Below are 23,363 nucleotides of genomic sequence, written 5' to 3' on the forward strand. Positions count from 1 at the left end.
GATGTCGCTTTCGGAACAGCCCCGCCCTTCATGCAATGTCATGCCGGGCGGGCAACCGAACAGGAGCGGATGTCATGGACCTGACGGCCTCACGCGACCTTTCCGGCATGGTTCTGGTCTTCATCGCCGGCGTGCTCTGGTCGACCGTGGGTCTGGGCATCCGCATGATCGACGATGCGGTTGTCTGGCAGATCCTGCTCTACCGCTCGCTCGGCCTCGCCGTGCTGCTTTATGTGGTGATCCGGCTTCGGTCCAGACAGGGCCCGTTCGAGATGGCCCGACGCGCCGGCTTGCCGGGCCTTGTGGGCGCGCTGGCGCTGGTTGCGGCCTATACCGGCGCGATCTATGCGATCCAGCACACCTCTGTCGCCAATGCCATGCTGCTGTTTGCCTGCTCGCCGCTTCTCGCCGCGCTGATGGGCTGGGTCTGTCTGGGCGAGCGCGTGCGCCCCGCCACCTGGGGCGCGATGGCGGTGGCCGGATGCGGCATCGCCGTGATGGTCTGGGACAAGACCGGAACCGCCGCCTGGAGCGGCAACGTCGCCGCGCTCTGCTCGGCGCTCGGGTTCGCGCTATTTACCGTGGCGCTGCGCTGGGGAAAAGCGGGCGAGATGATGCCGGCGGTTTTCCTGTCGGGCCTGCTGGCGGTGGTCATAACGGCGCCGGTCTGTCTGGCCTCGGGCCTACCGCTGGTACTCAGCCCCAACGACGGCGCCATCTCCTTTGGCATGGGCGTGGTGCAGGTCGGCGCGGGGCTCGTGCTCTACACGGTCGGGTCCAAGACGGTGCCGGCGGTCGAACTCACCATCCTGTCGATGGCCGAGGTTCTGCTCGGGCCGGTCTGGGTCTGGCTGTTCCTGGGCGAGACGGCCACGCTTTATACGTTCATCGGCGGTGCGATCCTGCTGACGGCGATCATCGGGAATGCCATATCCGGCGCCCGCCGCAAGCCGCCGCCGGCGATGGTCTAGGCGCCGCGCGGCGCGCAGCCGGCCAGACCGGCCGGCAGCACCAGCCAGGCGCCGCTGGCGTAAAGCGCGGCGGCCAGTCCCGGCGCCTCCGAGGTCAGCGTGACCGAAACCGGCGTGCTCGACAGGATCGCGACGCCCTGCGGCAAATCTGCGAGGAAGTCGTCCGATGGCAGCATCACCAGCGCCGCCGGAGCAACGTCGCTGACCAGCATCACGCCCGCCAGCAGGCCGAGCCAGCCCACCGGCACCAGCAGCAACCAGAGCGCGACCCTAATAGTCATGGATATGCTCCACCCCGCCCGGCAAGCCCCGCAGACGTTCGGCAAGCTCGCTCACCTTGACCAGCGCCAGATGCCGCGTGTCGCCATACCCCTGCCGTGGCAGGCTGGCCAGCGCGCCCGGCAGCGTGGCCTCCGACGTGGTGACCGTGAACATGATCTGATCGTTGCCCGCGATCTCGACAAAGTCGCCGCCCGCGTGCGCCATCCGCTCCAAGAGCCGCGTCAGCTCGCGATATCGCGGCGTCTCGATCTCGATGCCTGGGCCCAGCGGGCCGATGACGGTGACGCCATCGAAGGCCTCCAGTTGCTGGGGCGCCAGACCACGGACCACCATGCGCAGCGTCAATTCGTCAAACCCGGTCGCCGCCACCGCCTGCGCGATCACCTTCGCATAGGCCGCCTTGGCCGCATATTCGCCCCCCAGCGCCAGCCGACGCTCGCGGTCGCGCAGCACGTCGGTCCGAGCGGCCTCCAGCGCGCGGATATCGCCGTCGAAGTCCCAGAGATACCAGGGCGTCTGCTGCAGGAAGGTCGCGTAGGCTGCCGCCTGATCGGCAGACAACCGGTCCAGCGGGCTGTGATCGGGCCCGCGCAGGGCGACAAACAGACGGCCCAGCGTTTCCTCGTACAGCGCCTTCATTGCCAGTTCGGCGGTAAAGCTGACGCCGATCACATAGACCAGCTGCCTGGTCGGCCCGTCGACCCCGCCCATCGGTCCGCTGCGCCGCGACAGGGTGCAGAGCGACGACCAATATTGCCCGATCGCGCGGCCAAAGCCGAAATCCTGCGGATCCTCGGTGGCGATCACCCTGGCGTAGTCGTCATAGGCATGGACGATATGCCACTCCGGATAGGTCAGCAGCGTGCGCGCCTCGGCCCGGCGATGCTCGGGCGGCAGCAGCGACACATAAACATCCGGCGCGCCTTCGGGGCGGCACATCGTCTCGACATAGCCGACCGGCGCCAGCAGTACCGCGACCAGCGCGATCACCACCAGCAGCAGCCGCCCCAGCCAGCGCCCGACGCGGCGGATCATGCGCGGTCCAGCCTCAGCCCGGCCCAGAGCGCGAAGCCGCCAAGCGCGACATGCGGCAGGTTCGCCAGCAGGCGGAACATCGTGAAGGACATCCCCTCGGAGGCATTGGTGAAGATCCCGAGGTCGAGATAGCCATAGCCCGTGAAGAACCCGAAGACCCCGTCGCCCAGATAGAGCGCCCCGAAGATCACCAGAAAGATCTTCGCCGCCCGGCGTGAGATTAGCGCCGCCGCCAGCGCCCAGAGCGCCGAGGCCACATGCAGCGCGTCGTCGAAGATATCCAGCGCGAAGATGCCGAAGGCGCGGCCCTGATCGTCGGTCAGGCCGGGAATGTAATTCAGCGACGCCGCACCCATCAGCGCGACGAAATAACCAAGCGTGATCTTTTGCAGGATGCTCATAGCGTCTCCAGATAGCTGTCCCAAAGGTTGTTGCGGAACAGCAGACCGGGGTCGAGCTGCCGCTTGGCGGCGGCGAAGGCCGGCGCACGGGGATAGGCGCGCACCAGCTGGTCCACCGTGGCATGGGGCCGATACGGCAGATAATAGGTGCCGCCGATGGCCACGATCCCGTCTATCAGCTCGCGCGTCATGCGCGCCATGTCAGCCTCGCCCCGGGCGCTCAGCTCCTGGCTGAAGGACATCACCGCCGCGATGCGCGGCACGCCGGCGTAGGCCAGCCAGCTGGTTGCATCGGTGTCGATGAAGCGCAGCGTGACGTTCAGGAATTCCTGATAGCTGGCCGGGATCACATCGCGGCAGACCGTCAGGAAATCGGCAAAGTGTTCGGGCGCCACGAAATACTCGTGCAGGATATCGGTGCGGGTCGGGTCGTGGTCGTCCAGCGTGATGACCGGTTCATTGATCAGGCTGTTGCGCGAGGCCGCGCCGGCCAGCCTTGGCCCGACGCTGGTCTCGGTGAACCAGCGCAGCCGTTTCATCGGCTCGTTGCCAAGCTGCGCCCGGTAGACATGCCGCGCCAGCTTCGACATCGCGCCCGACCCCGAGGCGGCGGGAATATCCGACTGGTCGTCGACAGGCCGATAGGTGATCAGCAGCGCCTCTTCGAAGAAGGTGCCGCGTTCGACGTTCAGCCGTCCATAGGCCATGTCGACGTCCGGATCCTTCAGCGCGTCCATGAAGGCGGTGCCGAAATCTTCGGCCCGCATCCGCCGGAACTTCGGCTCCAGCAGACGGTTCGGCGCGGCCTCCACCTCCATCGCGGTGATCGCACCGGTCAGCCCGTAGCCGCCCATGCTCATCGCGAAAAGCTCGGCATTCTCGTCGCGCGAGCAACGCACCAGATCACCCGAGGGCAGCACCATCTCGAAGGACCGCACAGTTGCCCCCATCGGCCCCATCGGCACCGGCCAGCCATGTGCGTTGACACAGAAGGTCGCCGCCACGCCGAAATCGTGGTTCGACTGCATGACCTTGGGCGACAGGCCCAAAGGGTCCAGCGCCGCGATGACCTGGGACCAGCGCGCCCCGGCGTGAACGCGATAGGTCCGCACGGCGGTATCGGCTTCGAGGAATCCATTGTCGAAGGTCAGCGCATGGCCTTCGCGCGGGATCGCCTGCCCGCCCATCGAATGCCGCGCGGCGCCGACGTTGACCGGACGGCCGTTCGCCGCCGCCTCGGTCATTTCGGCCCGGATCGCCGCAACCAACGCCTCGCCCGGATCCTGAGATAGCACGGTGTGGCGGTGGATCGGCGTCGCGCTCAGCAGGCTCGCATCGTTCAGCATCCCCTCGCCCGGAGTGGCGGTCAGGCGTGGCGGTAGCACCGGGTTGCGCGAACCGAATTGCGCTGTGGCAAGACTGCCCGCCACCGCCCCCGCGCCGAACAGCGCCGCTCGGCGCGTCAGCCGGCGCATTTGCCACCCGAAAGGAAATGGAAAGGAATTCGGAACATAAGCCGCAATCTCCGCCGTTCAATCTGGCGCGACATTACGCGCAGCTTGCCGGAAATACAGGCGGGAATTCCATACTTTTCGCGCGTGAAAAGCTCAGCGCGCGCCAAGCGCAATCAGCCAGAACCAGACGGTGAAGATCGAGGCCCCCGTCGCCATCAACACCGACGAGGCGGCCACCCGCTTGGCCCTGCCATACATGTTCGCGAAGATATAGGCGTTGAACCCCGGCGCCATCGACGAATTCATGATCGCCGAGCGGAACAGATCCTGAGGCAGCGCGAGGGCGGTGCCGAAGGTCCAGACAAGACCCGGATGCAGCACCAGCGAGATCGCGCAGACAAAACCGATGGCCCGCAGGTCGCCCTCGGGGCGGTATTGCACCAGCACGCCCCCCAGCGCGAATAGCGCGCAGGGCAGCGCCGCGCGGATGATCAACCCCAGCGCATCCTCGGCGATGGCAGGGATCGGAATCGCGAAGATGTTGAACACGAAGCCCAGCACGATGCCGATGATCAGCACGTTCTGGAACATCGCCCGCAGGACCGATCCGGCAAAGGTGGCCGGCGACTTGCCTCGCGCCCGCACCACCTCCATGACCGTCACGCCCAGACCATAGCAGAAGGGGGCGTGAAAGGCGATGATCGCGTAGTTGCCGGTCAAGGCCTCGGGGCCAAAGGCGCGCTCGGTGATCGGCAGACCAAGCAGGATCGAGTTCGAGAACAGGCAGGCGAAGCCGATCACCACGCAGTCTTCCCAGTCCCGCTTGAACAGCAGCCGCGCGCCGAACAGTCCGACGCAGAAACACAGCCCCGCCCCCGCGTAGAAGGCGGCCAGCAGCCGCGGATCGAAGCTTGCCGCGATGTCGATATGGGCGATGGCGCGGAACAGCAGGCAGGGGATCGCAAAGCCCTGCGTGAACCGCATCAACCCAGCGATATGGGTCTCGTTGAAATAACCCGCGCGGGTCACGGCATAGCCCGATCCGATCACCAGGAAGACGGGCAGGATGACGTCGATCAGGCTCTGAAACACCGCCCGCCCTTTCCGCTTGGGATGGCCGGGCGCGCCGGCGAGAACCGGTGCTCCAAGCGCACCGGCCGGATCATGCGGGCATCCGCAGCGTCATGCCGTCATAGGCGCAGATCACATGCTCGGGCGTCTCGGCGCTGACCGTCTCGTAATCCATGTCGATGTGCATATTGGTCAGCACGGCCGTCTTCGGCTGCATCCGATCGATCCACCCCAGCGTCCGCGCGAGATGCGCGTGCGTCGGATGCGGCTCGCGGCGCAGCGCGTCCACAATCCAATAATCCAGCCCCTCCAGCTCGGCCCAAGCGTCGTCATAGAGTTCGGCGACATCCGGCAGATAGGCCAGGTTGCCGATGCGAAAACCCAGGCTGTCGATCGACCCGTGGTTCACCCGGAAGGGGCGGAACGGGATCGGTCCACCGGCGCCACGCACCTCGAAGGGGCCGTCGATCGACTTCATGTTCAGGATCGGCGGATAGGGCGAGCCTTCGGGTTGCACGAAGGCATAGCCGAACCGCGAAATCAGCGCGTTCTGGGTGTCGCCATCGGCCCAGACCGGCAGGCGGGCGCGCATGTTGAACACGATCATCCGCAAGTCGTCGATGCCGTGAACATGGTCGGCATGGGCATGGGTATAGACCACGCCGTCCAGCCGCCCCGTGCCAGTGTCGAGCAACTGGCTACGCAGATCCGGCGTCGTGTCGATCAGGACGGTCGTCGTACCATTCTCGCCCACCCGTTCGACCAGCATCGAACAGCGCCGCCGCGCGTTCTTTGGATTGGTCGGGTCGCACTCGCCCCAGTGTCCGCCCAGCCGCGGAACCCCGCCGGAAGAGCCGCAGCCGAGAATGGTAAAGACAAACTCGCCCATCACGCCGCCTTCCCAAGCTTGGCGCGGGTGAACAAGCGGTCGAAATTGGCCTGCGTCTGCGCGGCGAAGGCGGGATAGTCCAGCCCGAAGACCTGGGCTCCGGCCCGCGCAGTATGGGCGGCAAAGGCCGGCTCGTTGCGCTTGCCCCGATGGGGCGGCGGCGCGAGATAGGGCGCATCCGTCTCGACAAGGACCCGCTCGACCGGCGCACCGGCGAAGATATCGCGCAGCTCCTGGCTTTTCGGAAAGGCGGTGATGCCCGACATCGACAGGTAGAATCCGAGATCCAGCGCCGCCTTCGCCAGCTCGGCCGAGGACGAGAAGCAATGCATCACGCAGGAATATTCCCCGTTGCGGTATTCCTCGGTCAGGATCCGCGCCATGTCGTCATCCGCGTCGCGCGCATGGATGATCAGCGGCAGGCCCGTCTCTCGCGCCGCCGCGATGTGGATCCGCAGCGAGGTCTGCTGAATTTCCGCGCTCTCGGCGGTGTAATGATAATCGAGCCCCGTCTCACCGATCCCGACGAACTTCGGATGCCGCGCCAGCGCAATCAGCTCGTCCACCGTGGCCAGCGGCTCTTCCGCCGCGCTCATCGGATGAGTGCCTGCGGCATAGAAAACCGCCTCATGCGCCTCGGCGATGGCGCGCACGCGCGGTTCGTGCTTCAGCCGGGTGCAGATTGTCACCATCCGGGTCACGCCGACGGCGGCGGCATTCGCAACGATGGTGTCGAGCTGGCCTTCGAAATCGGGAAAATCGAGGTGGCAGTGACTGTCGGTGATCTCGGGCGTGTCGCTCATCGGCCTCTTGACGGCGGCGGCCATTCTCAGCCGCGCGCGGTCTCCTGAATTCTCATGACCGTATCCAGCACAAGGCCGCCGGGGTCAAGGTTCACCGCCGCGCCGTGGCGCACGCGCGCGGAAATATGCGCCGCCGCCTCGGCCCAGCGGCGCCCTGCCTGCGGATCGGGCGCCAGCCGCGCCAGGATCGCCCCCTCGCCCGGTGCCGCCTCAAGCTGCGGCGGCGCGCCGGTGGCCCCGGTCATCGCCAGCCGAACCAGCAGGATATCGGCCAGATCGAGGAACAGGTCGAACCGCTCTGCCCTTGTGCGCGGGGTCAGGCTTTCGGCCAGCGCGTTCGCCGCCTGCCGGTCCAGCCGGGGCAGCGTGCCCGCCAGCTGCACCAGCGCGGCATAAAGGGCCAGCCCGTCATGCGCGATCAGCCGGATCGCCGCGCCGACCGATCCGGCGGCCAGCACCGCCAGCGCCTCTTCCTCGCCGGGCGCGACCTCGGCGCCGGCCTGCGCCAGTGCGCGCGCCATCGCCGCGCCGTCCAGCGGCTTCAGCCGCAGCGTCCGGCAGCGCGAGCGGATCGTCGGCAGGAGCCGCGAGGGCTGATGCGCGATCAGCAGCAGCGTCGTGCGTGCCGGCGGTTCCTCGAGCATCTTCAGCAGCGCGTTGGCCGCGCTGGTGTTCATCTCGTCCGCCGGATCCACGATGACGACCCGCCGGCCGCCGTCCGGCGCCGAAAGACCGAAAAAGCGGTGCAATCGGCGAATGTCGTCGACTACGATCTCGGACCGCAGCCGCCCGGTATCCTCGTTCACCGACCGCGTGACCGCCGCAAGCCCGCCCTCTGCCCGCGCCGCCATGCGGCGAGCCACCGGATGTTCGGGGTCGATGTCCAGCGTCCTGGGGGGAGGAGGCGCGCCGAACAGGCCGTCCTCTTCCACCGGCGGCGTGGCCAGCAGGAACCGCGCGATCCGCCAGGCCAGCGTTGCCTTGCCGGTGCCCTTCGGTCCGGTCAGCAGCCAGCCGTGATGCAGACGGTCGCGTGTAAAGGCGTCCAGAAACTGCGCCTCGGCCGCTGCCTGCCCGAACAGCTGGGCGGTGTCGCGGGGATGCGGCGCGCCGGGCACCTGATCCGGGGCAGTATCCTCCGTCATGCCAGCGCCTCGGCGACGGTCCGGTGCACGTCGGCGGCGACAAGGTCGATGCTGCGGTTGCCGTCGATCACGCGGAAGCGGGACGGAAACTCCTCGGACAGCCCCAGAAAGGCCGCGCGCATCCGGCGTTGCAGATCGGGCCCGAACTCTTCGAACCGCTCTTCCGTGCCCCGCCGTGACAGCGCCCGCGCATGGCCGGTATCGGGATCCATGTCGATCAGCACGGTCAGATCCGGCTCGCGCCCGATCATCAGTTCGTGCAACTGGTCTACCTTCGCGCGCAGATCCCCGCGCGACACCCCCTGATAGACCCGCGTGCTGTCGGCGAAGCGGTCGCAGATCACCACCTGCCCCGCCGCCAGCGCCGGCAGGATCGTCCGTTCCAGATGATCGCGCCGGGCCGCGGTGAACAGCAGGATTTCCGTCTCGGCCGACCAGCGGTCGGGATCACCTTCCAGCACCAGAGACCTGATCTCCTCGGCCCCCGGCGACCCGCCCGGCTCACGAGTCAGGCGCACATCGCGCCCCTCGGCCGCCAGCGCCTCGGCCAGCCGCCGGGCCTGGGTCGACTTGCCCGACCCGTCGATGCCCTCGAAGGTGATGAACAGGCCCGCCGCCCGGCCAGCGCGGATCGTCACGATTCCTCGGCCGTCCCACCCGTAACCCGCTCGAGCAGCAAGGTCGCAGCGGTGCGCAGGCGCACGCTGAACCCGCCCGCCGGGACCGAACGGTCGGCAACCAGCGGCATGCTCACCTCCGGCAAGCCGTCCGGACGGATGACCAGCGAGCCCAGCTCCTGCCCCTCCTTGACCGGCGCCGAGACCGGGCCGCGATAGACCACCTCGGCATCCAGCTTGTCCGCCGTCAGCGTCGGCAGCAGGATTTTCAGATCCTCGCGCAGCACGAGGCCTACCGATTGCTCGCGTCCCATCCAGACTTCGGCCGTCGTGACCGGCTGTCCGGCGCGGGCGACCGTCTTTTCGGCAAATTGGCGAAACGACCAGTTAACGATGGCCGCAGCCTCCTCTGCCCGCTCTGTTTCCGTCGCCAGACCCGAGATCACGAACAGAACCCGCCGGTCGCCCTGCTTGGCCGATCCGACCAGACCATAGCCAGCTTCCTGGGTGTGGCCGGTCTTCAGACCGTCGGCGCCGATATTGAGCTTGAGCAGCGGATTGCGGTTGTTGACATTCGCCGGTGCACGGCCGTCGAAATCGAACTGTGTCTCGCCAAACAGCGGATAGAATTCGGGAAAATCGTTGATGATATGCTGCGCCAGAATCCCCAGATCGCGCACCGACATCATGTGCCCGGCCTGCGGCCATCCGTTCGAGTTCATGAAGGTCGAATTTTCCATGCCAAGCGCTTCGGCCCGCTTGGTCATGTAGCGGGCAAATCCCGCCTCGGTCCCATCGGGGCTCAATGCCTCGGCGATTACCGCGCAGGCGTCGTTGCCCGACAGCACGATGATCCCGCGCAGCAAATCCTCGACCCGCACCTTGTCCTGCGTGTTCAGGAACATCGTCGACCCGCCATAGCTCATCGCGTGTTCCGAAACCGGGAGCTTTTCGTCCAGCGTCAACCGCCCCTCGCGGATCGCCTCGAAGGCGACGTAAAGCGTCATCAGCTTCGACATCGACGCCGGCGGCAAAGGCTCGCGGTCGTTCTTTTCAAGCAGCACGGTGCCAGTTGTGATATCGACGATATAGGCAGCGCGCGCCTTCGTCTCGAAGGCGGCAGCCTGATGGGCGGTGACAACCGTCAGCAGCAGGACGGCGAGGCGCTGGATCATGGTCACGGTCAGCGATTTCCTTCTATTGGGTGACGGCATAGGCATCGTTGAAACCGGCATCGCGCAGCCGAGTCAACAGCGTCTCGCGCTCGGTCTCCGAGGTCGCCGGCCCGACAACGACACGCCAGAAGGTCTTGCCGTTGATCGTCTCAGGCTTGACCGTCGGCACCATCCCCGTCTTGCGCAGCTTGTCGGCCGCCCGGTTGGCGTTCGCCTTTTCCCCGAAGGTGCCGACCTGGACAAAGGGCTGTGACAGGGCCGAGGCTTTGGCTTTCGGTTTGGCCGGTGGCGGAGCGGCAGGTGCCGCCGCCGGCGGAGCGGTCTCCACCGGCGCCAGCGCCGTCAGCGGCGCGCCGACCGGCTCATCGCTTCCCTTGGGCCTGAACAGCCCCTTGAACGGAGTCTTTTTCGGGGGCGGCGCACTCTCGGATACGGCTGGCGCCGAAGCGGAGGGCAATTCGCTCACGTTCACCGGCTGCGCGGCCTCGACCGCCCCGCCCGTTTCGGCGGCCGCAGCCGTCGCCTCGGGCTTGCGTCCGAACACCCGCTTGAAGAAAGGCTGCTTTTCCGCGCCGGCAGTCTCCACCGGCACGTCGGCCACGGGATCAAGGCCCGCTTTGGCGGGTTCGGCCTCGGCTGCCGCCGCCACCGCCGGCGCAGCATCGGCCCGCCGCAGAGCGACCACGGTCAGCTTGACCGGCGCGCCTGCCAGCATGCCCAGCGCCTCTGCCGCCTCGGACGAGGCCTGGAACCGCGGACCCGGCACATCGCGCTCGCGCCGGAACAGCGCGCCCGTTACCGATTTGCCATTGGCCGTGTTGCGGATGACCACCCGTTCCGGACTGGTCACATCCGGATGCGCCACCCAGACGCCGCCAAGTGAAGGCCGCCCGTCCCAAAGTCCCGCCTCGTCAGCCGAAAAGACCTCCGGCGCCTCCATGTCGCGCTGCCCACCCTTTGGCGCCGCGCCCAGGTTGGCCGGCGCCTCCGCACGCGCCGCTTCGCCCTCGGTCGATCCGGTTGTCAGGCCCTCTTCGCAGGCCGCCAGTCCTAAGGTCATAACGATCAGCCCCGCCAGACGCATTGTCCGAACGCTGAAATCCCGAGCCTCGCCCATCCTCGACGTCCCTTGCCTGAAATCGGGCAATTTGCCTGCCCTGTCGCCGGTTGAACCCGGTCATGCCTGCCGGCGGGCCCTGCCCGCTTTGGCCGCGATCATAGCGCGGCGGTCGTGCCATGGAAAGTCTGCTGGCGTTTGTCGGCAAGATTTCCCGTTTTCTCTTGCTTGCGACAGGCCGGCGCCCTAAACCCCGACGCCACGCGGGGAGATGGCAGAGCGGTCGATTGCGGCGGTCTTGAAAACCGTTGGGCGTGCGAGCGTCCCCGGGGTTCGAATCCCCGTCTCCCCGCCACCCAGATTCGAAACTTGTCTCTGGTCGTCGCGCGCCCACGCAAGCGGCCGTAACAGGGACGTTTTTCGACGCATTTCCCGATCTCGTCGCCCATTCAAGATGGCCTTTGGAGCCATTTACCGGTTATTGGCCGACGCCGTCTCCGCTCGCGCGGAACCAGGGTGAGTTTGGGCTTAACAGGGAATTTTTTCCGAATCTGCATCCAAAACAGGTGCTCAAGACCGGATGTGCAGAGTGTGTCGTCAGAAGATCCGGTGATTTCAGTATCTTGCTGGTGTGCAAATCACTTTCCTGTTCCGGACGATAACAGGTGCTTCAGGCGCAGTATCAGGGTGTTTTCACCCGGACATCAGGATGATTGTGCTGCATTAACAGGCGGTGCCAGTCCGGGAGGATAAACATCAGCACGCGCGAGGGGCTCCGAATTTGCGCCGCTGCTCGGCCCAGGAGAGCGGCAGCTCCGCTGCCATCAGCGCTGCAAGATTCATGTCTCGGGGCTGACGACCGTCAAGAATCGCGCGCTGAAGATCGGGCGCGAGGAAGGCGAGACGTATGAGGCGGCGGCGATAGGGTGTCGCCGGCGCTGCCGTGGCCGTCGGAGTCCCATCTGCGGCGTATTCGAGCATCGCGTGCGCCGTGCGCAGCGCCCGGATCAGGACGGTATCGGGTCTGGGTGCATCGGATTCACCGGTGAGAATCTCGGTCTTGCCCGAGCGGATCCGCAGACGTGCAGGAAGGGTGAGGCGCATCAGCGACCGGTCCGCCGGATCGACCTCGACGGTTTCACCGGCTCCAACGGTCTTGCGAATGGCGCGGAGCAGGCGCACCGGCAAGGTCAGGTCGAGGTGATCCCTGTGGACCTCGATCCGGCTGAGAAGTGCCATCGCGTCGGACGTCCGGTCGGGCAGCATGCGCTGCAGCGTCCGGGCCAGCAAGGTCTCCAGCGCTCCGGCCGAAATCCGTCTCGGCGCCGGATCGGCACTATCGCGGGTCCCGCCTTGCTGGAGGTCGGCGGAGACATAGTAGCGGTAGAGTCTGCGGTTGCGACCATAGGCGAAGGTGGGCGACATCGGTTGACCACTGGTGTCGAAGATGCGTCCGGTGAAGAGTGAGGCCGCCGTCCGGTCGCCGCTCGCCCGACGTGTCCTGGCGTTTGCGTCAAGGCGAATCTGGACCGCATCGAACACGGCCGGATCCACGATCGCCGCATGCTGACCGGGATAGGTCGTGTCGCGATGGCGGATTTCGCCAAGATAGAGGCGGTTACGTAGCAGGTGAAACAGGGCGCCGCGACTGAAAGGTTGTCCGCTGATCGGACGACCGGCGGCATTGGTTCGGACCTTCGAGACGATGCCCTCCTGCCGCAGGTGCTGTTCCAATGCATGAACACTGCCAAGAGCGAGGTAGGTGACAAACATCTGGCGGACGAACTCAGCCTCGCTCGGGTTGACCACAAGCACGCGGGTTCCCTCGGCGGGCAGATCATAGCCGAGTGGCAGAGTGCCGCCCATCCAGAGGCCCTTCTTCTTGGATGCCGCGATTTTGTCGCGGATGCGTTCTCCGGTGATCTCGCGCTCGAACTGGGCAAAGGACCAGACCATGTTGAGGGTGAGCCGCCCCATGCTGGAGGTCGTGTTGAAGAATTGGGTGACAGAAACGAAGCTGACACCGTGGCGCTCGAATATCTCGACGATCCGCGCAAAGTCAGTCAGTGACCGGGTGAGCCGATCGATCTTGTAGACGACAACGATGTCGATCCGACCTGCCATGATGTCTTCAAGCAGACGCTGCAGCGCGGGCCGATCCATCGTTCCGCCCGAATGGCCGCCATCGTCATAGAGGGCCGGCAATGCCTTCCAGCCTTCACTCGACTGGCTCTTCACATAGGCCGCACAGGCTTCGCGTTGGGCATCAAGCGAATTGAATGCCTGATCGAGGCCTTCCTCGGAGCTCCTCCGGGTATAGAGAGCGCAACGGCGGGCCGCTGGACGGGAAGCCGCGCGCGTCATGCCGCGGGGTCCCGCAAGCCGAAGAAGCGAGGGCCGTTCCAGCGGGTTCCTGTGGCGGTGCGAGCGATGGCCGAGAGGCTGGACCAGAGGGTGCCGTCCCAACGGAAGCCATCGGGCTCGACGACGACCTCGATGCGCTGCCCCTGCCAGTCCCGACGCAGGATCGCACCGGCGCCGAGGTTGCATCCCTCGCGTACCGTGGGTCCGCGACCACCCAGCTTGCGGCGAGTGTCATGGTCGAGCCCGCCGTGATGGTGCGCCTGCAGGTGCCATGCCAGCAACTGGCGCAGCAGGTCGGCCGATTTGAGCTTGGGCGGTGGACCGATACGCACGCGCCAGCTCTCGCGGAGAGCGTCCAGACCGAGGCCCGCTAGGGCCTCGACCTCCGCCTCGATCTCCGAGGCCTTACTCATCACAGAGTGCCCGTGCGATAGCGGCGGACACCCTCATGCTTGTCGGAGGTGATGGAGTGGCCCTTGCGCTTGAGCGCTCCCGCCATGGCACCTCGCACGGAATGGACCTGCCAGCCCGTGATGGCGCAAAGCTCGTCGAGAGAAGCGCCCTCCGGCCCCGCCAGTAATTCGATGATCAGGTCCAGCTTGGTGGGCGTCTTGGCATTGCGACTATCGGCAGCGGCGGTGTTTGTCGCTGTCTCGCGGGTCTTGCGCGCAGCGCGTTTGGCTCGACTGGGTTTGGCGGATGGCAGGGTGGTGGGTTGGGTATGGAGAGTGTTTGTGTCAGTCATGGCATGATCTCCGGTTCGTGGCGGGAAAGTCCGCCGGTACCGACACGGGCCCGGAGTGTCCGGGCCTGGCTCCAGCAACGCTCTGTTCGCCAGGGAAGTCCAGCGCCACATTCACTTGCCGGCGCGTGGACCGACACTGACAGGGTTCACCGCCGGAGAGATCGACGTGATCCTCGATGGCCCCGACGATCCGGACGACGAGGTGATCCCGGCGGTTCCGGTCACCCCGCGCACCCGCCCCGGAGACATCTGGGTGCTGGGTGATCATCGGATCGGCTGTGGAGACAGTCGTGATGACACTTTCCTCCATCGTGTAATTGGCGACGATGTACATGTGGATGCAGCGTTTCTGGACCCGCCCTACAACGTGCGCATCGACGGCAATGTCAACTCGAGGGGTCGCCATCGCGAGTTCGCTATGGCGTCTGGCGAGATGAGCGAGGCTGAGTTCCGGGCGTTCTTGGAAGCGACGCTTGGTGCGGCGGCCAGGGTATCCCGGGATGGAGCTGTTCACTTCGTTTGCATGGACTGGCGGCACATGGATGACGTGTCGACAGTTGGCGGCAAGTTCTATGACACGCTGCTCAACCTCTGCATCTGGAACAAGTCGAATACGGGCATGGGCTCGCTCTATCGTTCCAAGCAAGAACTGGTATTCGTCTACCGGGTTGGAAGTGGTCCACACCTGAACATGGTGGAACTCGGCCGGCACGGTCGCAACCGCACCAATGTCTGGGACTTTGCCTCGGTCAACTCGATGAAGGGGAGCCGGCGCGAGGACCTGGCTCTGCATCCAACGGTCAAGCCGACAGGTCTGGTTGCCGAGACATTGAAGGATGTCACGCGCCACGGCGATCTGGTTCTGGATACGTTTCTCGGATCGGGCACCACGTTGATTGCGGCGGAACGGATCGGGCGTCGCTTCCGCGGGATCGACATTGATCCGGCCTATGTCGATGTCGCGCTTGATCGGTGGTCTGCTCTGACCGGATTGGAACCGGAACTGGAAACCCGGTCATGAGTGGATCGGGAACCCGCAACAACCGTGGCCGGTTCTCGAAAGGGGAAAGCGGCAATCCCGGGGGCCGCCCCAAAAAACCTGCTGCGCCGCGGAGCTGTCCCTTGGATGTGCTGATCGACAGGGAGTTGACGATCACCCGCAATGGACAGCCCCGCAGCATCACAACGGAAGAGGCCCTGCAGCTCCAAACCTATCAGCAAGCACTGGCCGGCAAGCGGATGGCCGAACGGGAAGTTCTGAAGTGGATCGCACAGCGCGAGGCTTGGTACGAACGCAACGCGCCGGATACATCGCGGCCAAAGGTCGAGATCAAGACCTCTCGCGGTCCGGAGAATGCAAAGGTGGCGCTTGCGATCCTCGGGATTGTCAGCCGAGACGAAAGCTTCGAGGACACCGATCCGTATGCCCCACGTCAACTGCTGGAACCATGGGCCGTTCAGGCCGCCTTCGATCGTCGCCGAGGCTTACCGCCGCTGACGGACGCGGAGATCAATACGATCCGGCGATGCACGCGGGACCCCGACAGTTTGCGCGGGCCAAAGGGCGGCTCCCGAAGACCGATGAACCCGAAGGGTTTGAAGCGGACGGGTCTGATTCAGAGGGCATCGAATACGGCCGACCGCCGAAGAAGACCCGCTTCAAGGCAGGCCAGAGTGGCAATCCAAAGGGTCGGCCCAAGAACGGCTACCGGGAGGCTCCCTACGAGGCCGTGCTGGGGCAGATGGTGACCATTCGAGAGGACGGTGCAGAACGGCGGGTCACCGCAGTGGAAGCTTTTCTGATGCGGCTTGCCAAACGTGGTCTTGAAGGGAACGGCCCGGCTGCGCGTGATACTCTGAAAGTCATCGAGCATGCCTCGCGCAAAAAGCAGGACGACGTCGAGGGGGTCAGCATGATTGTGCTCGTTCCAGTCAGTCCCGGTAGCGTGAACAGTGCACTCGAGCCGCTCCGGATGGCGAAAAAGCTCGATGCTTATCGCGATACGGCCCGCATGATGCTTGAGCCCTGGATCGTCCAGGTCGCCCTCGCGCGACTTGGCGACCAACGACTGACACGTGAACAACAGGAGACCGTGCTCAAGGCCACACGTACACCGCACAAGGTCGTCTGGCCGGATTGGTGGGAGGTGAGGCCATGAGGGGGATATGAAGAGCGCACGCATCCGTTCGGTTTCGGGGGGAAAGTGAAAGGATCTCCACAGTCGCCGGTCTGGGACCGGAGCTTGCAAATCTCCGATCCAACCGCTGCGATACAGAGAAGGACACGAAGGGCGGGAAGCGGAAGTTCGCTGCTCTCGATACCTATGGCCGCAGTGCGGCGGCCAGCTGCAGTCGGCTGCAGCGCCGTTGGTCGACGGGTACGGCGCAAGGGCCTTTCCGGCCAGCGCGCATTTCTTTGCCCGCCGCGCCTCTCTGCGTGTCTGCGGCGCTTGAGCGAGCGGCTGCTATTGGATGCCTGGTTCAGAATCGTCACAGGACTCACGGTCACCCCGTGGAAACGAGCGGCCCGTGATCGACGACGGCTGATCGTCGCGGCCGGCGGCCACGGTGGAACCGCCTCTGCATCCCACTCGGAAGTGACGGCTGAGGCCGTAGGAACACAGGCCGAATCTTGCCTTCGCGGCCTCGGTCTCCGGCATGTACAGGCTCACGAGATTGCCTTCCGGGTCGCGCAGCTGGAAGGTTCGGTTTCCCCAGGGCAGAAGCTTGGGGGCATGGACGACATCCAGCGCCTTCAGTCGCGTGAATTCCGCGTCGATGTCATTCACCTGAAACTCGATGATGGACGTTCGGTTCGCGGCGGCCTCGGCGCTGCCCTCCTGAAACAGCGCCACGGTCGCTTCCGAGCCAATGGCGAGCGACGCGCCCGGCGTCACGATCTCGGCGAAGACAGGCGCCAGCCAATCGGCCTTCGCGCCCGTGACGGTTTCGTAGAAGGCCACGAGACCCCGGATGTCCCGCGCGATGAGGCGTACGGAAGCAAGTTTCATCGTCTGTTCCTTTGCTGCCGTCTCTCGACCGGTTGGCAGCGTTTGTAGAGAGGTCCTGCTGACAGCATTGCGGCAGCAGCAAACCGGATGCGCGGCGCCGACCGTCTTTTCCAGATCATTCGGATCCTGCGCCGCACGTTCCGTTACGACCTTGGCCATCGCGGACGAGCTCGAAGCGTCGCGCCGGACGGTATACCGCGATATCACCGACCTCATCGCTCGCCGGGTCCCGATCCAGGGGACGGCGGGGTTCGGCGATCGGCAATATGCCGCCAGCAGAGGCCGAAGCGGCATTCTTCGCCGCACTGAAAATCCGCGACGTGGCCGCGCAGCCAACGAACATCAGCCTCCGGCAGACCCGGCGCGGTTCACTCTGAGAGCAGGGTCGCGGCGACCTCCATCGCCTCCTCGCGAGAGAAGGCAATCCTCAATGGAAAACCCCAGAACTTGGAAAAGACCACGCCGAAAGTCTTGAAGGCCAGACGCCTGGCGGCACTCGGCTCGATCACAATCATCGCCGGCACGAGTGTCCGCAGTTCGGCCTTGTGCTTCTTCATCCACAGCGCAGTGCGCTTCTTTTCTTCCTGGCTGTGGTCATGGTCTTCGTCGTCAGTCGGAGCATTATCGGTCAAGATCACGAACGGTGCGCCACGCTCAAGGCATGCCTCCAGCGCCGCGAAATCCTCGTCGTGGTCGTGATCGGGCGCTTCGTCAAAGCTCATCCAGACAAGCGGAAAATTCCTGATATCCAAGGGCATGTGTCGTCTCCTAGCGTGAAGGGATGGTTTCAGGTGGAGCGAATGTGCCGCCACGTAAAGATAAGCGCGACCACGCCCGGCAGCGTGACAGCCAGCAGTTCCAGGCCAACAAGATGGCCGCCATCGCGCAAGCCATCGAAGACGCCAGCGAGCGTGCTCATGATGAACAGCAGACCGCCGAGGACGAGCATCGCCCATTCGGTCGCGCGCCTTGCGGCAAGCGCCAGCTAGGGCGGGACGACCCAGGCGCCATAGAACATGGACACGCCCCACAAGGAGGCGGGATCGAACGTCGTGGCCTGCATCGTCCCGCCGCTGCCGACATAGACGTTCAGATAGGAAAAGCACTGGATCGTGACAAAGAGTGCGGCCCCAACTGCAGGGATGAGCCATGCGAGCGCGAGTTTAACCGGGGCATTGTCGATCACGTGAAACTCCTGTGCCTAAGTGTCGGGCAGGTCAGTTCTGCCCCTCCAGAAAAGGAGCGTGATCACAAGATCCGCCAACCGGCTCTGTCTCACGGCAATACGCCAGCCGGCACTTGGCGTCATTGCGCAACCCAGACATTATATGTTTCAATCCGGCCTAAACCGAAAATGCCGAGGTCTGAGATGTATCTGGACGTCCGTCGCGACTGGCTCGCCTATGTCGATGAGATCCCGCGTGCGCTGGTGGCAGCCAACGCTGTCGCCACCCTTGACGCCCTGGAGCAATCGCCCCGACACCAGCATCAGAAGGCGCAACTGCTTTTCACGGTCCGTGGCGTCGTCAATTGCGAGGTCGACGGCGCAGTCTGGATCGTACCACCGCAATGCGCCGTGTGGATTCCCGGCGGGCTGCCCCATTCCGTTTTCGGCTCGGGCGAGGTGGAGTGTCTCTCTCTCTTCATTGACCCTCCCGCATCCGCGAACCTGCCGAAAGACTGCTGCACGATCACAGTGTCGCGCTTTTTCCGTGAGTTGCTTATGCGGGCAAACGCGCTGCCGGAGCTCTATGACGTCGACGGTCCGGATGGCCGGATCGTGTCCGTTCTCTTCGATGAGCTGGCTGTGGCACCGGTCGAGGACCTCTGCCTCCCCATCCCCGGCGATCCGCGCCTGAAGAAGCTCACCGACCTGTTGATCGCGGCGCCTGCGGATCATGCGAGTGTCGCGGAATGGGCCGCCCGCATCGCGCTCAGTGAACGCAGCCTGAGCCGGCTTTTGGCTGAAGAGCTGGGTATGAGTTTCGGCCGCTGGCGCCGACAATTGCATATTGTCCTTGCCTTGCGGCGGCTGAGCGCTGGCCAGTCGGTTCAGACCGTCGCCATCGATCTCGGCTATGAAAGCGCCAGCAGTTTCGTGACCATGTTTCGAAAGATGGTCGGCAAGCCGCCAAGCCGCTATCTGCTGGAGCGGAGGCGCTTGCGATAGGTGAGCGCGACAAGAGCTCCCGAGTCTTCTCCACAATCGTTGCTTTGCGAATGCTCCGACGCGACGTGTTCACGTTCGAAACCTCTTTTGACCTCAAGCAGGTCTCAGTGCTCGCCCTCGCAAGCCTGATGATCGGCCAGGGCGTGGAGAACCCGGCAGGGTTGCCCATCGGACTGACCGTCGCAGGTCTTCACGACGCGCACCAGTTCCGACTCCAGCCGCCGCAACCGCGCGATCCGATCCCGGATTTCGATAATCCGTTCCTTCGCGATGCGGTGCGCGTCGCCATGGGCCGCATGGGGTGTCTCCTGCAGCGCGATCAGTTCGGCGATGGCGTCGAGGTCGAAGCCCAGCTGCCGGGCATGGGCGATAAAGGACAGCCGGTCCAACTCGACATCGCCGTAGCGACGTTGCCCCCCGCCGGTGCGGCCGGGATCGGGCAAAAGGCCGCGCCCCTCATAAAAGCGGATCGTCGTCACCTTCACGCCCGTGCGCCTGGACAGCGCACCAATGGAATGCCCCTGCATCGCGATTATCCCTTGAAGCTACAGTGGCTGTAGATCGTATCTACCATGGGGACGAAACGAATCAAGAGCACTGCCATGACCGACCGACACCTCCGCAGCCCCGACCAGCCGGACTTCAATGCCCCCACGATCCGCCAAGGGACAAACGCCCGCGTCGCCGACCTTCGCCGTGGGCGCGTGCCCCCTATCCCCAGTGGGGAGCGCGCCCCGCGCCCGGCTGGCAAGGGTCTTAAGGCGGAGGCGCTGTGATGGGAGACGATCATGAACATGGGCACGGGCATGGTCATAGCCACGCACATGGACACGCGGGGCATTCGCACGGCCCGACCTTCTCGGCCAATGACACGCCCGAGGCGCGCCGGTCCAAGGAACGCGCTATCCTCATCGCCGCAGTCCTGACGGGCTGCTTCATGGGGGCCGAGGTTATCGGCGGGCTCGTCTCCGGATCGCTCGCGCTTCTGGCCGACGCGGGCCACATGCTGACCGACTTCGCCTCGCTCCTGCTGGCCTGGTTCGCCTTCCGGCTGGCGCGGCGACCGGCCGACTGGAAGCGGACCTACGGCTTCGACCGCTTCTCGGTGCTGGCCGCCTTCGTGAACGGGCTCACGCTGTTCGCCATCGCGGGGTGGATCATCTTCGAGGCCGTCCAACGCCTGCGCGATCCGCACGACGTGCTGGGCGGGCTGATGCTCTGGGTCGCCGTGGGGGGACTCTTGGTGAACGTTCTAGCTTTCTGGGTGCTCAGCCGCGCGGAGGGAGACAATCTCAACGTCCGTGCCGCCGCCCTGCACGTCATGGGCGATCTGCTCGGCTCGGTTGCGGCGATTGCGGCCTCCCTCATCATCATCTGGACAGGTTGGACCCCCATCGATCCGATCCTGTCGGTGCTGGTCGCCCTCCTCATTCTGCGCTCGGCGTGGTCCGTGGTGCTTGAGAGCGGCCACATCCTGCTGGAAGGCGCGCCCGCCGGCTTCGATCCCCGCGCCGTCGCGGCCGACCTGGAAGCCACGCTGCCCGGCGTGGCCCGCGCCCATCACGTCCACGCCTGGTCGATCACTCAGGAACGGCCCATGGCCACGCTGGAGGTCGAACTCGCGCCGGGCGCGGTGGCGGACGACGTGCGCCGCGCCGTGAAAGGCCGCGTGCGCGAGACGACCGGGATGGAGCATGTAACAGTCGAGGTGACAGCAGGTGCAGCGCGCAAGAGGGACTAAGCGCTATCCGTCCCCAAGCAAGAACGGGCCATAGGCTTGTCCGAACAAACCAGGCCTTCGCACGTAGCTTCGCGAAAGCCCTGGTTTGTCCGAGGTTTATTGCTGCTGTCATCGCGAGATGCAGCGGCGACGCTTCCGCCGATGAGGAAAGCGCGGGCGGATCTCCCTCCCCAGACGGATGCTGCACGCTGGCGCGCACGGCCGCTTCGGGAACGTCGTGCCGCGGCGTCGGTCCCCCCGCCGAAGGTCCGCTCAGGGCCGTGAGCGACGGCCGCCGCTACATGCGAGGCGCACGACCCGCTGCGCCGCCGGATGACTGCTCCGAGCCCTATCCTATCAAACGCTTGGATTGACTTGCCTCTTACAGTCGGATTGCCTGTCCGTATGCTTATCTATCAATTTGTAACTCCCGATGCGCCGATTTCTGTCCCCGCTCATCTCGGTAGATATAAATGCCTTCTGCTAATCGAGCGATCAGTGGCAGAAACCCTTCGAAATGAAGTTAGCCTAATGCTGGTCGATACCGGCTGTGCCTATGCCATGGCAGGGGGACTCGATTGCTCGCTCTGGGAAGAAAGCATTGACTGGGCCAATATCGAGCAGTTCAAGGATTGCAGGATTCCCGACGACCGGTTCGTAATAACGACTTCGCACGACATTGAAACTATTCAGGAGATGCTAACGTTTGCAAAAGTTTGCGCGGCAGTTTCATATACAAATGAACCGCTCAATGACCTCTTGGTTCTCGATTTCTCACTGGAGAACCGGGCCGAATTCATCCAGGCGGCCTACGACCAAGCGGAATAGACTCTGACTGGCAAGCAGATGAAACGAAAGGCAGATTCGTCACGCTAAGCCGACCTTGATCGGTGCTCGGTGCCGTGAGAACTCGACTGGAACGGTCAGATGACCGCTTGGAGCCCGTTGCGGGCCTCGATCATCCGGATTCGAAATTTCAGACTTCATACTTATCGAACCACTGACATATCAGGCTAGGCATTAGTCTGCTAAGTTCTTCGAAGTTCTCCTTCGGTGCGAATCTGGCGCAAGTCAATTCAACGAGCGATTTGCATGCCGACAGATAGTCCAGTCGCTTGTCTGCCAACTGAACCGACGTTAGAAACAGAGCCTCCAGCGACCGAAGTTTGGAGAGGGGCCGCAAGGTTGCAATCTTCTGAGGTGTGTACATTGAACCCTCGACGCCGAGTCGAATAAGCTTGGTTGCATCTGAAAGAAAATCAAGTGTTGTCAAGTTTCGGGCGTGTTCAATGTAAAGTCCTTCAAGACCTGCATGACTAGTCAAGTGACTGAAGTCTTGGACTCGAAGAACCTCCTGCAGTCGAAGCACACGCAGTTTCTTGAGCCTTAACAGAGGACTTAAATCGTGAGCACTGATGATGGAGAGACTTAGCAATTCTAGATTCTCAATGTCGCAGATTTCGTCCAAGAACCCTTGATTGACCTGCCTTGCCTTAAGATATTTGAGCTTCTTCAAACTCGAAATGCCTTTGTATGAATTCTTATCCCTGTAGAACAGGGCAGCCTCCGAACCTTCCGAAATCTCGGCCAATCGTGTCACATAGCGGTCAAGTCCGGAAAAGTTGAAACTATCGCGCGGCACAGATTCGACTCCGAAAGAAATCCTTGGAGCAGGAAGCCAGATAGAATAAAGGATTGCAACGGTGCCGCTTGAGGGGAACGACGGCTTTGTCCGCACTGCTGACCTTCGGGCTTTGGACTATGCTGCGCGGCGTCATGAAGGTCCGGTACGGGGAAGCCGCGCTGCGGCAATGGTGATCCTGGCCAATGACCGCTGTGGGCCGGGACCAGACGTGACCTCGACCTAGCTCGAAAGGCAGCTCACTCGCTGAAGCTCAGGTTTGTGGTGATTACGACGCTGGTGCATCTGTAGAGCTTGCTCAGCAGGTGGAACAGCAACGCCCCGCCCGAAGCGCGGAACGGCCGGTATCCCAGTTCTTCGAGGATTACCAAATCGAGTCTGGTCAGGCTTTCGGCGATCTGCCGTGCCTTGCCTTCGCCATTTTATGTTCGACGGCATTGACCAGCTCAATCGTGGAGAAGAAGCGAACCTTGCTGCGGCGGTGTTCGATGGCCTTGTCGCCGAGGGCGGTCGCGACATGGGTCTTGCCGGTGCCAGGACCGCCGATCAGCACGATGTTTTGCGCGCCTTCGATCAACTTGCAGCGGTGCAGAGCTCTGACGGTGGCCTCATTGACCTCGCTGGCGGAGAAATCAAAGCCTGCGAGGCCCTTGTAGGCTGGGAAGCGTGCGGCTTCGTGCGATTGGCGATGGAGCGCACTTCACGTTCAGCGAGTTCGGCCTTCATCATTTACGACAGGATCGGGGTGGCGGCTTCAAACGCCGGATCGCCTTGCTCGATCGGGTCGATGTCCGCGTCAACGCGTCGTGGA

Annotated in this window: 27 protein-coding genes, 1 tRNA gene and 2 pseudogenes; 9 read left to right on the forward strand and 21 right to left on the reverse strand. The window is 64.3% G+C overall.

What is annotated here, in order from left to right; translation table 11 throughout:
• Positions 1-74 precede the first annotated feature (74 nt).
• The gene (locus tag ACFO5X_RS07080; RefSeq protein ID WP_380716585.1) at positions 75-971 is read left to right on the forward strand and encodes a DMT family transporter; all 897 of its coding nucleotides are present in this window, start codon (positions 75-77) and stop codon (positions 969-971) included.
• Here the strand turns inward: ACFO5X_RS07080 and ACFO5X_RS07085 are convergent.
• The 11 genes from ACFO5X_RS07085 to ACFO5X_RS07135 all read right to left on the reverse strand — a co-directional run bounded on the left by ACFO5X_RS07085 (position 968) and on the right by ACFO5X_RS07135 (position 10,960).
• A complete protein-coding gene (locus ACFO5X_RS07085; RefSeq protein ID WP_380716586.1) occupies positions 968-1,252 on the reverse strand; it encodes a hypothetical protein in 285 nt (94 codons plus the stop codon). The two genes, ACFO5X_RS07080 and ACFO5X_RS07085, sit on opposite strands and share 4 nt — an antisense overlap.
• On the reverse strand, positions 1,242-2,288 hold the full coding sequence (locus ACFO5X_RS07090; RefSeq protein ID WP_380716587.1) for a hypothetical protein: 1,047 nt from the start codon (positions 2,286-2,288) through the stop codon (positions 1,242-1,244). The genes ACFO5X_RS07085 and ACFO5X_RS07090 overlap by 11 nt, the downstream gene beginning before the upstream one ends.
• The gene (locus ACFO5X_RS07095; RefSeq protein ID WP_380716589.1) at positions 2,285-2,689 is read right to left on the reverse strand and encodes a DUF4383 domain-containing protein; all 405 of its coding nucleotides are present in this window, start codon (positions 2,687-2,689) and stop codon (positions 2,285-2,287) included. Before ACFO5X_RS07095 ends, ACFO5X_RS07090 begins: the two co-directional genes overlap by 4 nt.
• Positions 2,686-4,164, reverse strand: coding sequence for an FAD-binding oxidoreductase (locus ACFO5X_RS07100; protein WP_380716590.1), 1,479 nt, complete (start codon positions 4,162-4,164; stop codon positions 2,686-2,688). Before ACFO5X_RS07100 ends, ACFO5X_RS07095 begins: the two co-directional genes overlap by 4 nt.
• Positions 4,165-4,296: 132 nt before the next feature.
• Positions 4,297-5,235 (reverse strand): AEC family transporter, encoded by a 939-nt coding sequence (locus ACFO5X_RS07105; protein WP_380716591.1) that lies wholly within the window; start codon positions 5,233-5,235, stop codon positions 4,297-4,299.
• A 70-nt stretch (positions 5,236-5,305) separates the two neighbouring features.
• Positions 5,306-6,103 (reverse strand): MBL fold metallo-hydrolase, encoded by a 798-nt coding sequence (locus ACFO5X_RS07110; RefSeq protein WP_380716592.1) that lies wholly within the window; start codon positions 6,101-6,103, stop codon positions 5,306-5,308.
• Positions 6,103-6,906 (reverse strand): TatD family hydrolase, encoded by an 804-nt coding sequence (locus tag ACFO5X_RS07115; protein WP_380716593.1) that lies wholly within the window; start codon positions 6,904-6,906, stop codon positions 6,103-6,105. Before ACFO5X_RS07115 ends, ACFO5X_RS07110 begins: the two co-directional genes overlap by 1 nt.
• A 26-nt stretch (positions 6,907-6,932) precedes the next feature.
• The gene (locus ACFO5X_RS07120) at positions 6,933-8,051 is read right to left on the reverse strand and encodes a DNA polymerase III subunit delta' (RefSeq protein ID WP_380716594.1); all 1,119 of its coding nucleotides are present in this window, start codon (positions 8,049-8,051) and stop codon (positions 6,933-6,935) included.
• On the reverse strand, positions 8,048-8,689 hold the full coding sequence (gene tmk, locus ACFO5X_RS07125; protein ID WP_380716595.1) for a dTMP kinase: 642 nt from the start codon (positions 8,687-8,689) through the stop codon (positions 8,048-8,050). The genes ACFO5X_RS07120 and tmk overlap by 4 nt, the downstream gene beginning before the upstream one ends.
• Positions 8,686-9,843, reverse strand: a complete 1,158-nt coding sequence (locus tag ACFO5X_RS07130; RefSeq protein WP_380716623.1) for a D-alanyl-D-alanine carboxypeptidase family protein — start codon at positions 9,841-9,843, stop codon at positions 8,686-8,688. The genes tmk and ACFO5X_RS07130 overlap by 4 nt, the downstream gene beginning before the upstream one ends.
• Before the next feature lie 22 nt (positions 9,844-9,865).
• Complete coding sequence (locus ACFO5X_RS07135) at positions 9,866-10,960, reverse strand: SPOR domain-containing protein (RefSeq protein ID WP_380716596.1); 1,095 nt, start codon at positions 10,958-10,960, stop codon at positions 9,866-9,868.
• A 205-nt stretch (positions 10,961-11,165) separates the two neighbouring features.
• On the opposite strand from ACFO5X_RS07135, the gene ACFO5X_RS07140 reads away from it, so the two are divergent.
• Positions 11,166-11,255: transfer RNA gene (locus ACFO5X_RS07140), tRNA-Ser, on the forward strand.
• A 401-nt stretch (positions 11,256-11,656) separates the two neighbouring features.
• Here the strand turns inward: ACFO5X_RS07140 and ACFO5X_RS07145 are convergent.
• From ACFO5X_RS07145 to ACFO5X_RS07155, 3 genes are read right to left on the reverse strand one after another with little or no spacing between them, the layout of a single operon-like run.
• Positions 11,657-13,264 carry a recombinase family protein gene (locus tag ACFO5X_RS07145; RefSeq protein ID WP_380716597.1) on the reverse strand — a complete coding sequence of 536 codons (1,608 nt, stop codon included), beginning with the start codon at positions 13,262-13,264 and terminating at the stop codon, positions 11,657-11,659.
• Positions 13,261-13,677, reverse strand: coding sequence for a DUF2924 domain-containing protein (locus tag ACFO5X_RS07150; RefSeq protein WP_380716598.1), 417 nt, complete (start codon positions 13,675-13,677; stop codon positions 13,261-13,263). Before ACFO5X_RS07150 ends, ACFO5X_RS07145 begins: the two co-directional genes overlap by 4 nt.
• Positions 13,677-14,009, reverse strand: coding sequence for a DUF3489 domain-containing protein (locus ACFO5X_RS07155; RefSeq protein WP_380716599.1), 333 nt, complete (start codon positions 14,007-14,009; stop codon positions 13,677-13,679). The genes ACFO5X_RS07150 and ACFO5X_RS07155 overlap by 1 nt, the downstream gene beginning before the upstream one ends.
• 166 nt (positions 14,010-14,175) lie before the next feature.
• On the opposite strand from ACFO5X_RS07155, the gene ACFO5X_RS07160 reads away from it, so the two are divergent.
• The 3 genes and pseudogenes from ACFO5X_RS07160 to ACFO5X_RS07170 all read left to right on the forward strand — a co-directional run bounded on the left by ACFO5X_RS07160 (position 14,176) and on the right by ACFO5X_RS07170 (position 16,168).
• Positions 14,176-15,030: a DNA-methyltransferase gene (locus ACFO5X_RS07160; RefSeq protein WP_380716600.1), complete on the forward strand. Its 855-nt coding sequence runs from the start codon at positions 14,176-14,178 to the stop codon at positions 15,028-15,030.
• Positions 15,027-15,278 (forward strand): annotated as a pseudogene (locus ACFO5X_RS07165) (DUF5681 domain-containing protein); the annotation flags it as partial. The gene ACFO5X_RS07160 and the pseudogene ACFO5X_RS07165, both read left to right, overlap by 4 nt.
• A gap of 257 nt (positions 15,279-15,535) precedes the next feature.
• Complete coding sequence (locus tag ACFO5X_RS07170; protein ID WP_380716601.1) at positions 15,536-16,168, forward strand: DUF5681 domain-containing protein; 633 nt, start codon at positions 15,536-15,538, stop codon at positions 16,166-16,168.
• Between the two features lie 306 nt (positions 16,169-16,474).
• Here ACFO5X_RS07170 and ACFO5X_RS07175 read toward each other — a convergent pair whose 3' ends face one another.
• Positions 16,475-17,179 carry a VOC family protein gene (locus tag ACFO5X_RS07175; protein WP_380716602.1) on the reverse strand — a complete coding sequence of 235 codons (705 nt, stop codon included), beginning with the start codon at positions 17,177-17,179 and terminating at the stop codon, positions 16,475-16,477.
• On the opposite strand from ACFO5X_RS07175, the gene ACFO5X_RS07180 reads away from it, so the two are divergent.
• On the forward strand, positions 17,172-17,495 hold the full coding sequence (locus ACFO5X_RS07180) for a helix-turn-helix domain-containing protein (protein ID WP_380716604.1): 324 nt from the start codon (positions 17,172-17,174) through the stop codon (positions 17,493-17,495). The two genes, ACFO5X_RS07175 and ACFO5X_RS07180, sit on opposite strands and share 8 nt — an antisense overlap.
• Here the strand turns inward: ACFO5X_RS07180 and ACFO5X_RS07185 are convergent.
• Genes ACFO5X_RS07185 through ACFO5X_RS07195 form a run of 3 tightly spaced genes read right to left on the reverse strand, consistent with a single transcriptional unit; the run spans position 17,389 to position 18,206 of the window.
• Complete coding sequence (locus ACFO5X_RS07185; RefSeq protein WP_380716605.1) at positions 17,389-17,778, reverse strand: hypothetical protein; 390 nt, start codon at positions 17,776-17,778, stop codon at positions 17,389-17,391. The two genes, ACFO5X_RS07180 and ACFO5X_RS07185, sit on opposite strands and share 107 nt — an antisense overlap.
• A 29-nt stretch (positions 17,779-17,807) precedes the next feature.
• On the reverse strand, positions 17,808-17,969 hold the full coding sequence (locus ACFO5X_RS07190; protein WP_380716606.1) for a hypothetical protein: 162 nt from the start codon (positions 17,967-17,969) through the stop codon (positions 17,808-17,810).
• 36 nt (positions 17,970-18,005) lie between these two features.
• A complete protein-coding gene (locus tag ACFO5X_RS07195; RefSeq protein WP_380716607.1) occupies positions 18,006-18,206 on the reverse strand; it encodes a hypothetical protein in 201 nt (66 codons plus the stop codon).
• 183 nt (positions 18,207-18,389) lie between these two features.
• Between ACFO5X_RS07195 and ACFO5X_RS07200 the strand changes: the two genes are divergently transcribed.
• A complete protein-coding gene (locus ACFO5X_RS07200; protein ID WP_380716608.1) occupies positions 18,390-19,190 on the forward strand; it encodes an AraC family transcriptional regulator in 801 nt (266 codons plus the stop codon).
• A 104-nt stretch (positions 19,191-19,294) separates the two neighbouring features.
• Here the strand turns inward: ACFO5X_RS07200 and ACFO5X_RS07205 are convergent, their stop codons facing one another.
• Entirely contained in the window at positions 19,295-19,717 is a 423-nt protein-coding gene (locus tag ACFO5X_RS07205) for a MerR family transcriptional regulator (RefSeq protein WP_380716609.1), read from the reverse strand.
• A gap of 248 nt (positions 19,718-19,965) precedes the next feature.
• Here ACFO5X_RS07205 and ACFO5X_RS07210 point away from each other — a divergent pair, with 248 nt between their 5' ends.
• Positions 19,966-20,931: a cation diffusion facilitator family transporter gene (locus tag ACFO5X_RS07210; RefSeq protein WP_380716610.1), complete on the forward strand. Its 966-nt coding sequence runs from the start codon at positions 19,966-19,968 to the stop codon at positions 20,929-20,931.
• 384 nt (positions 20,932-21,315) lie between these two features.
• Complete coding sequence (locus ACFO5X_RS07215; protein WP_465269463.1) at positions 21,316-21,738, forward strand: DUF7684 family protein; 423 nt, start codon at positions 21,316-21,318, stop codon at positions 21,736-21,738.
• Between the two features lie 148 nt (positions 21,739-21,886).
• Here the strand turns inward: ACFO5X_RS07215 and ACFO5X_RS07220 are convergent, their stop codons facing one another.
• Both ACFO5X_RS07220 and ACFO5X_RS07225 read right to left on the reverse strand, forming a co-directional pair.
• A complete protein-coding gene (locus ACFO5X_RS07220) occupies positions 21,887-22,552 on the reverse strand; it encodes a hypothetical protein (protein WP_380716612.1) in 666 nt (221 codons plus the stop codon).
• A 242-nt stretch (positions 22,553-22,794) separates the two neighbouring features.
• Positions 22,795-23,338, reverse strand: a pseudogene (locus ACFO5X_RS07225) (ATP-binding protein); the annotation flags it as partial.
• Between the last annotated feature and the right edge of the window lie 25 nt (positions 23,339-23,363).

This window comes from Seohaeicola nanhaiensis (genome assembly GCF_042654245.1).
In the GTDB taxonomy this organism is placed as follows: Bacteria; Pseudomonadota; Alphaproteobacteria; order Rhodobacterales; family Rhodobacteraceae; genus Seohaeicola_A; species Seohaeicola_A nanhaiensis.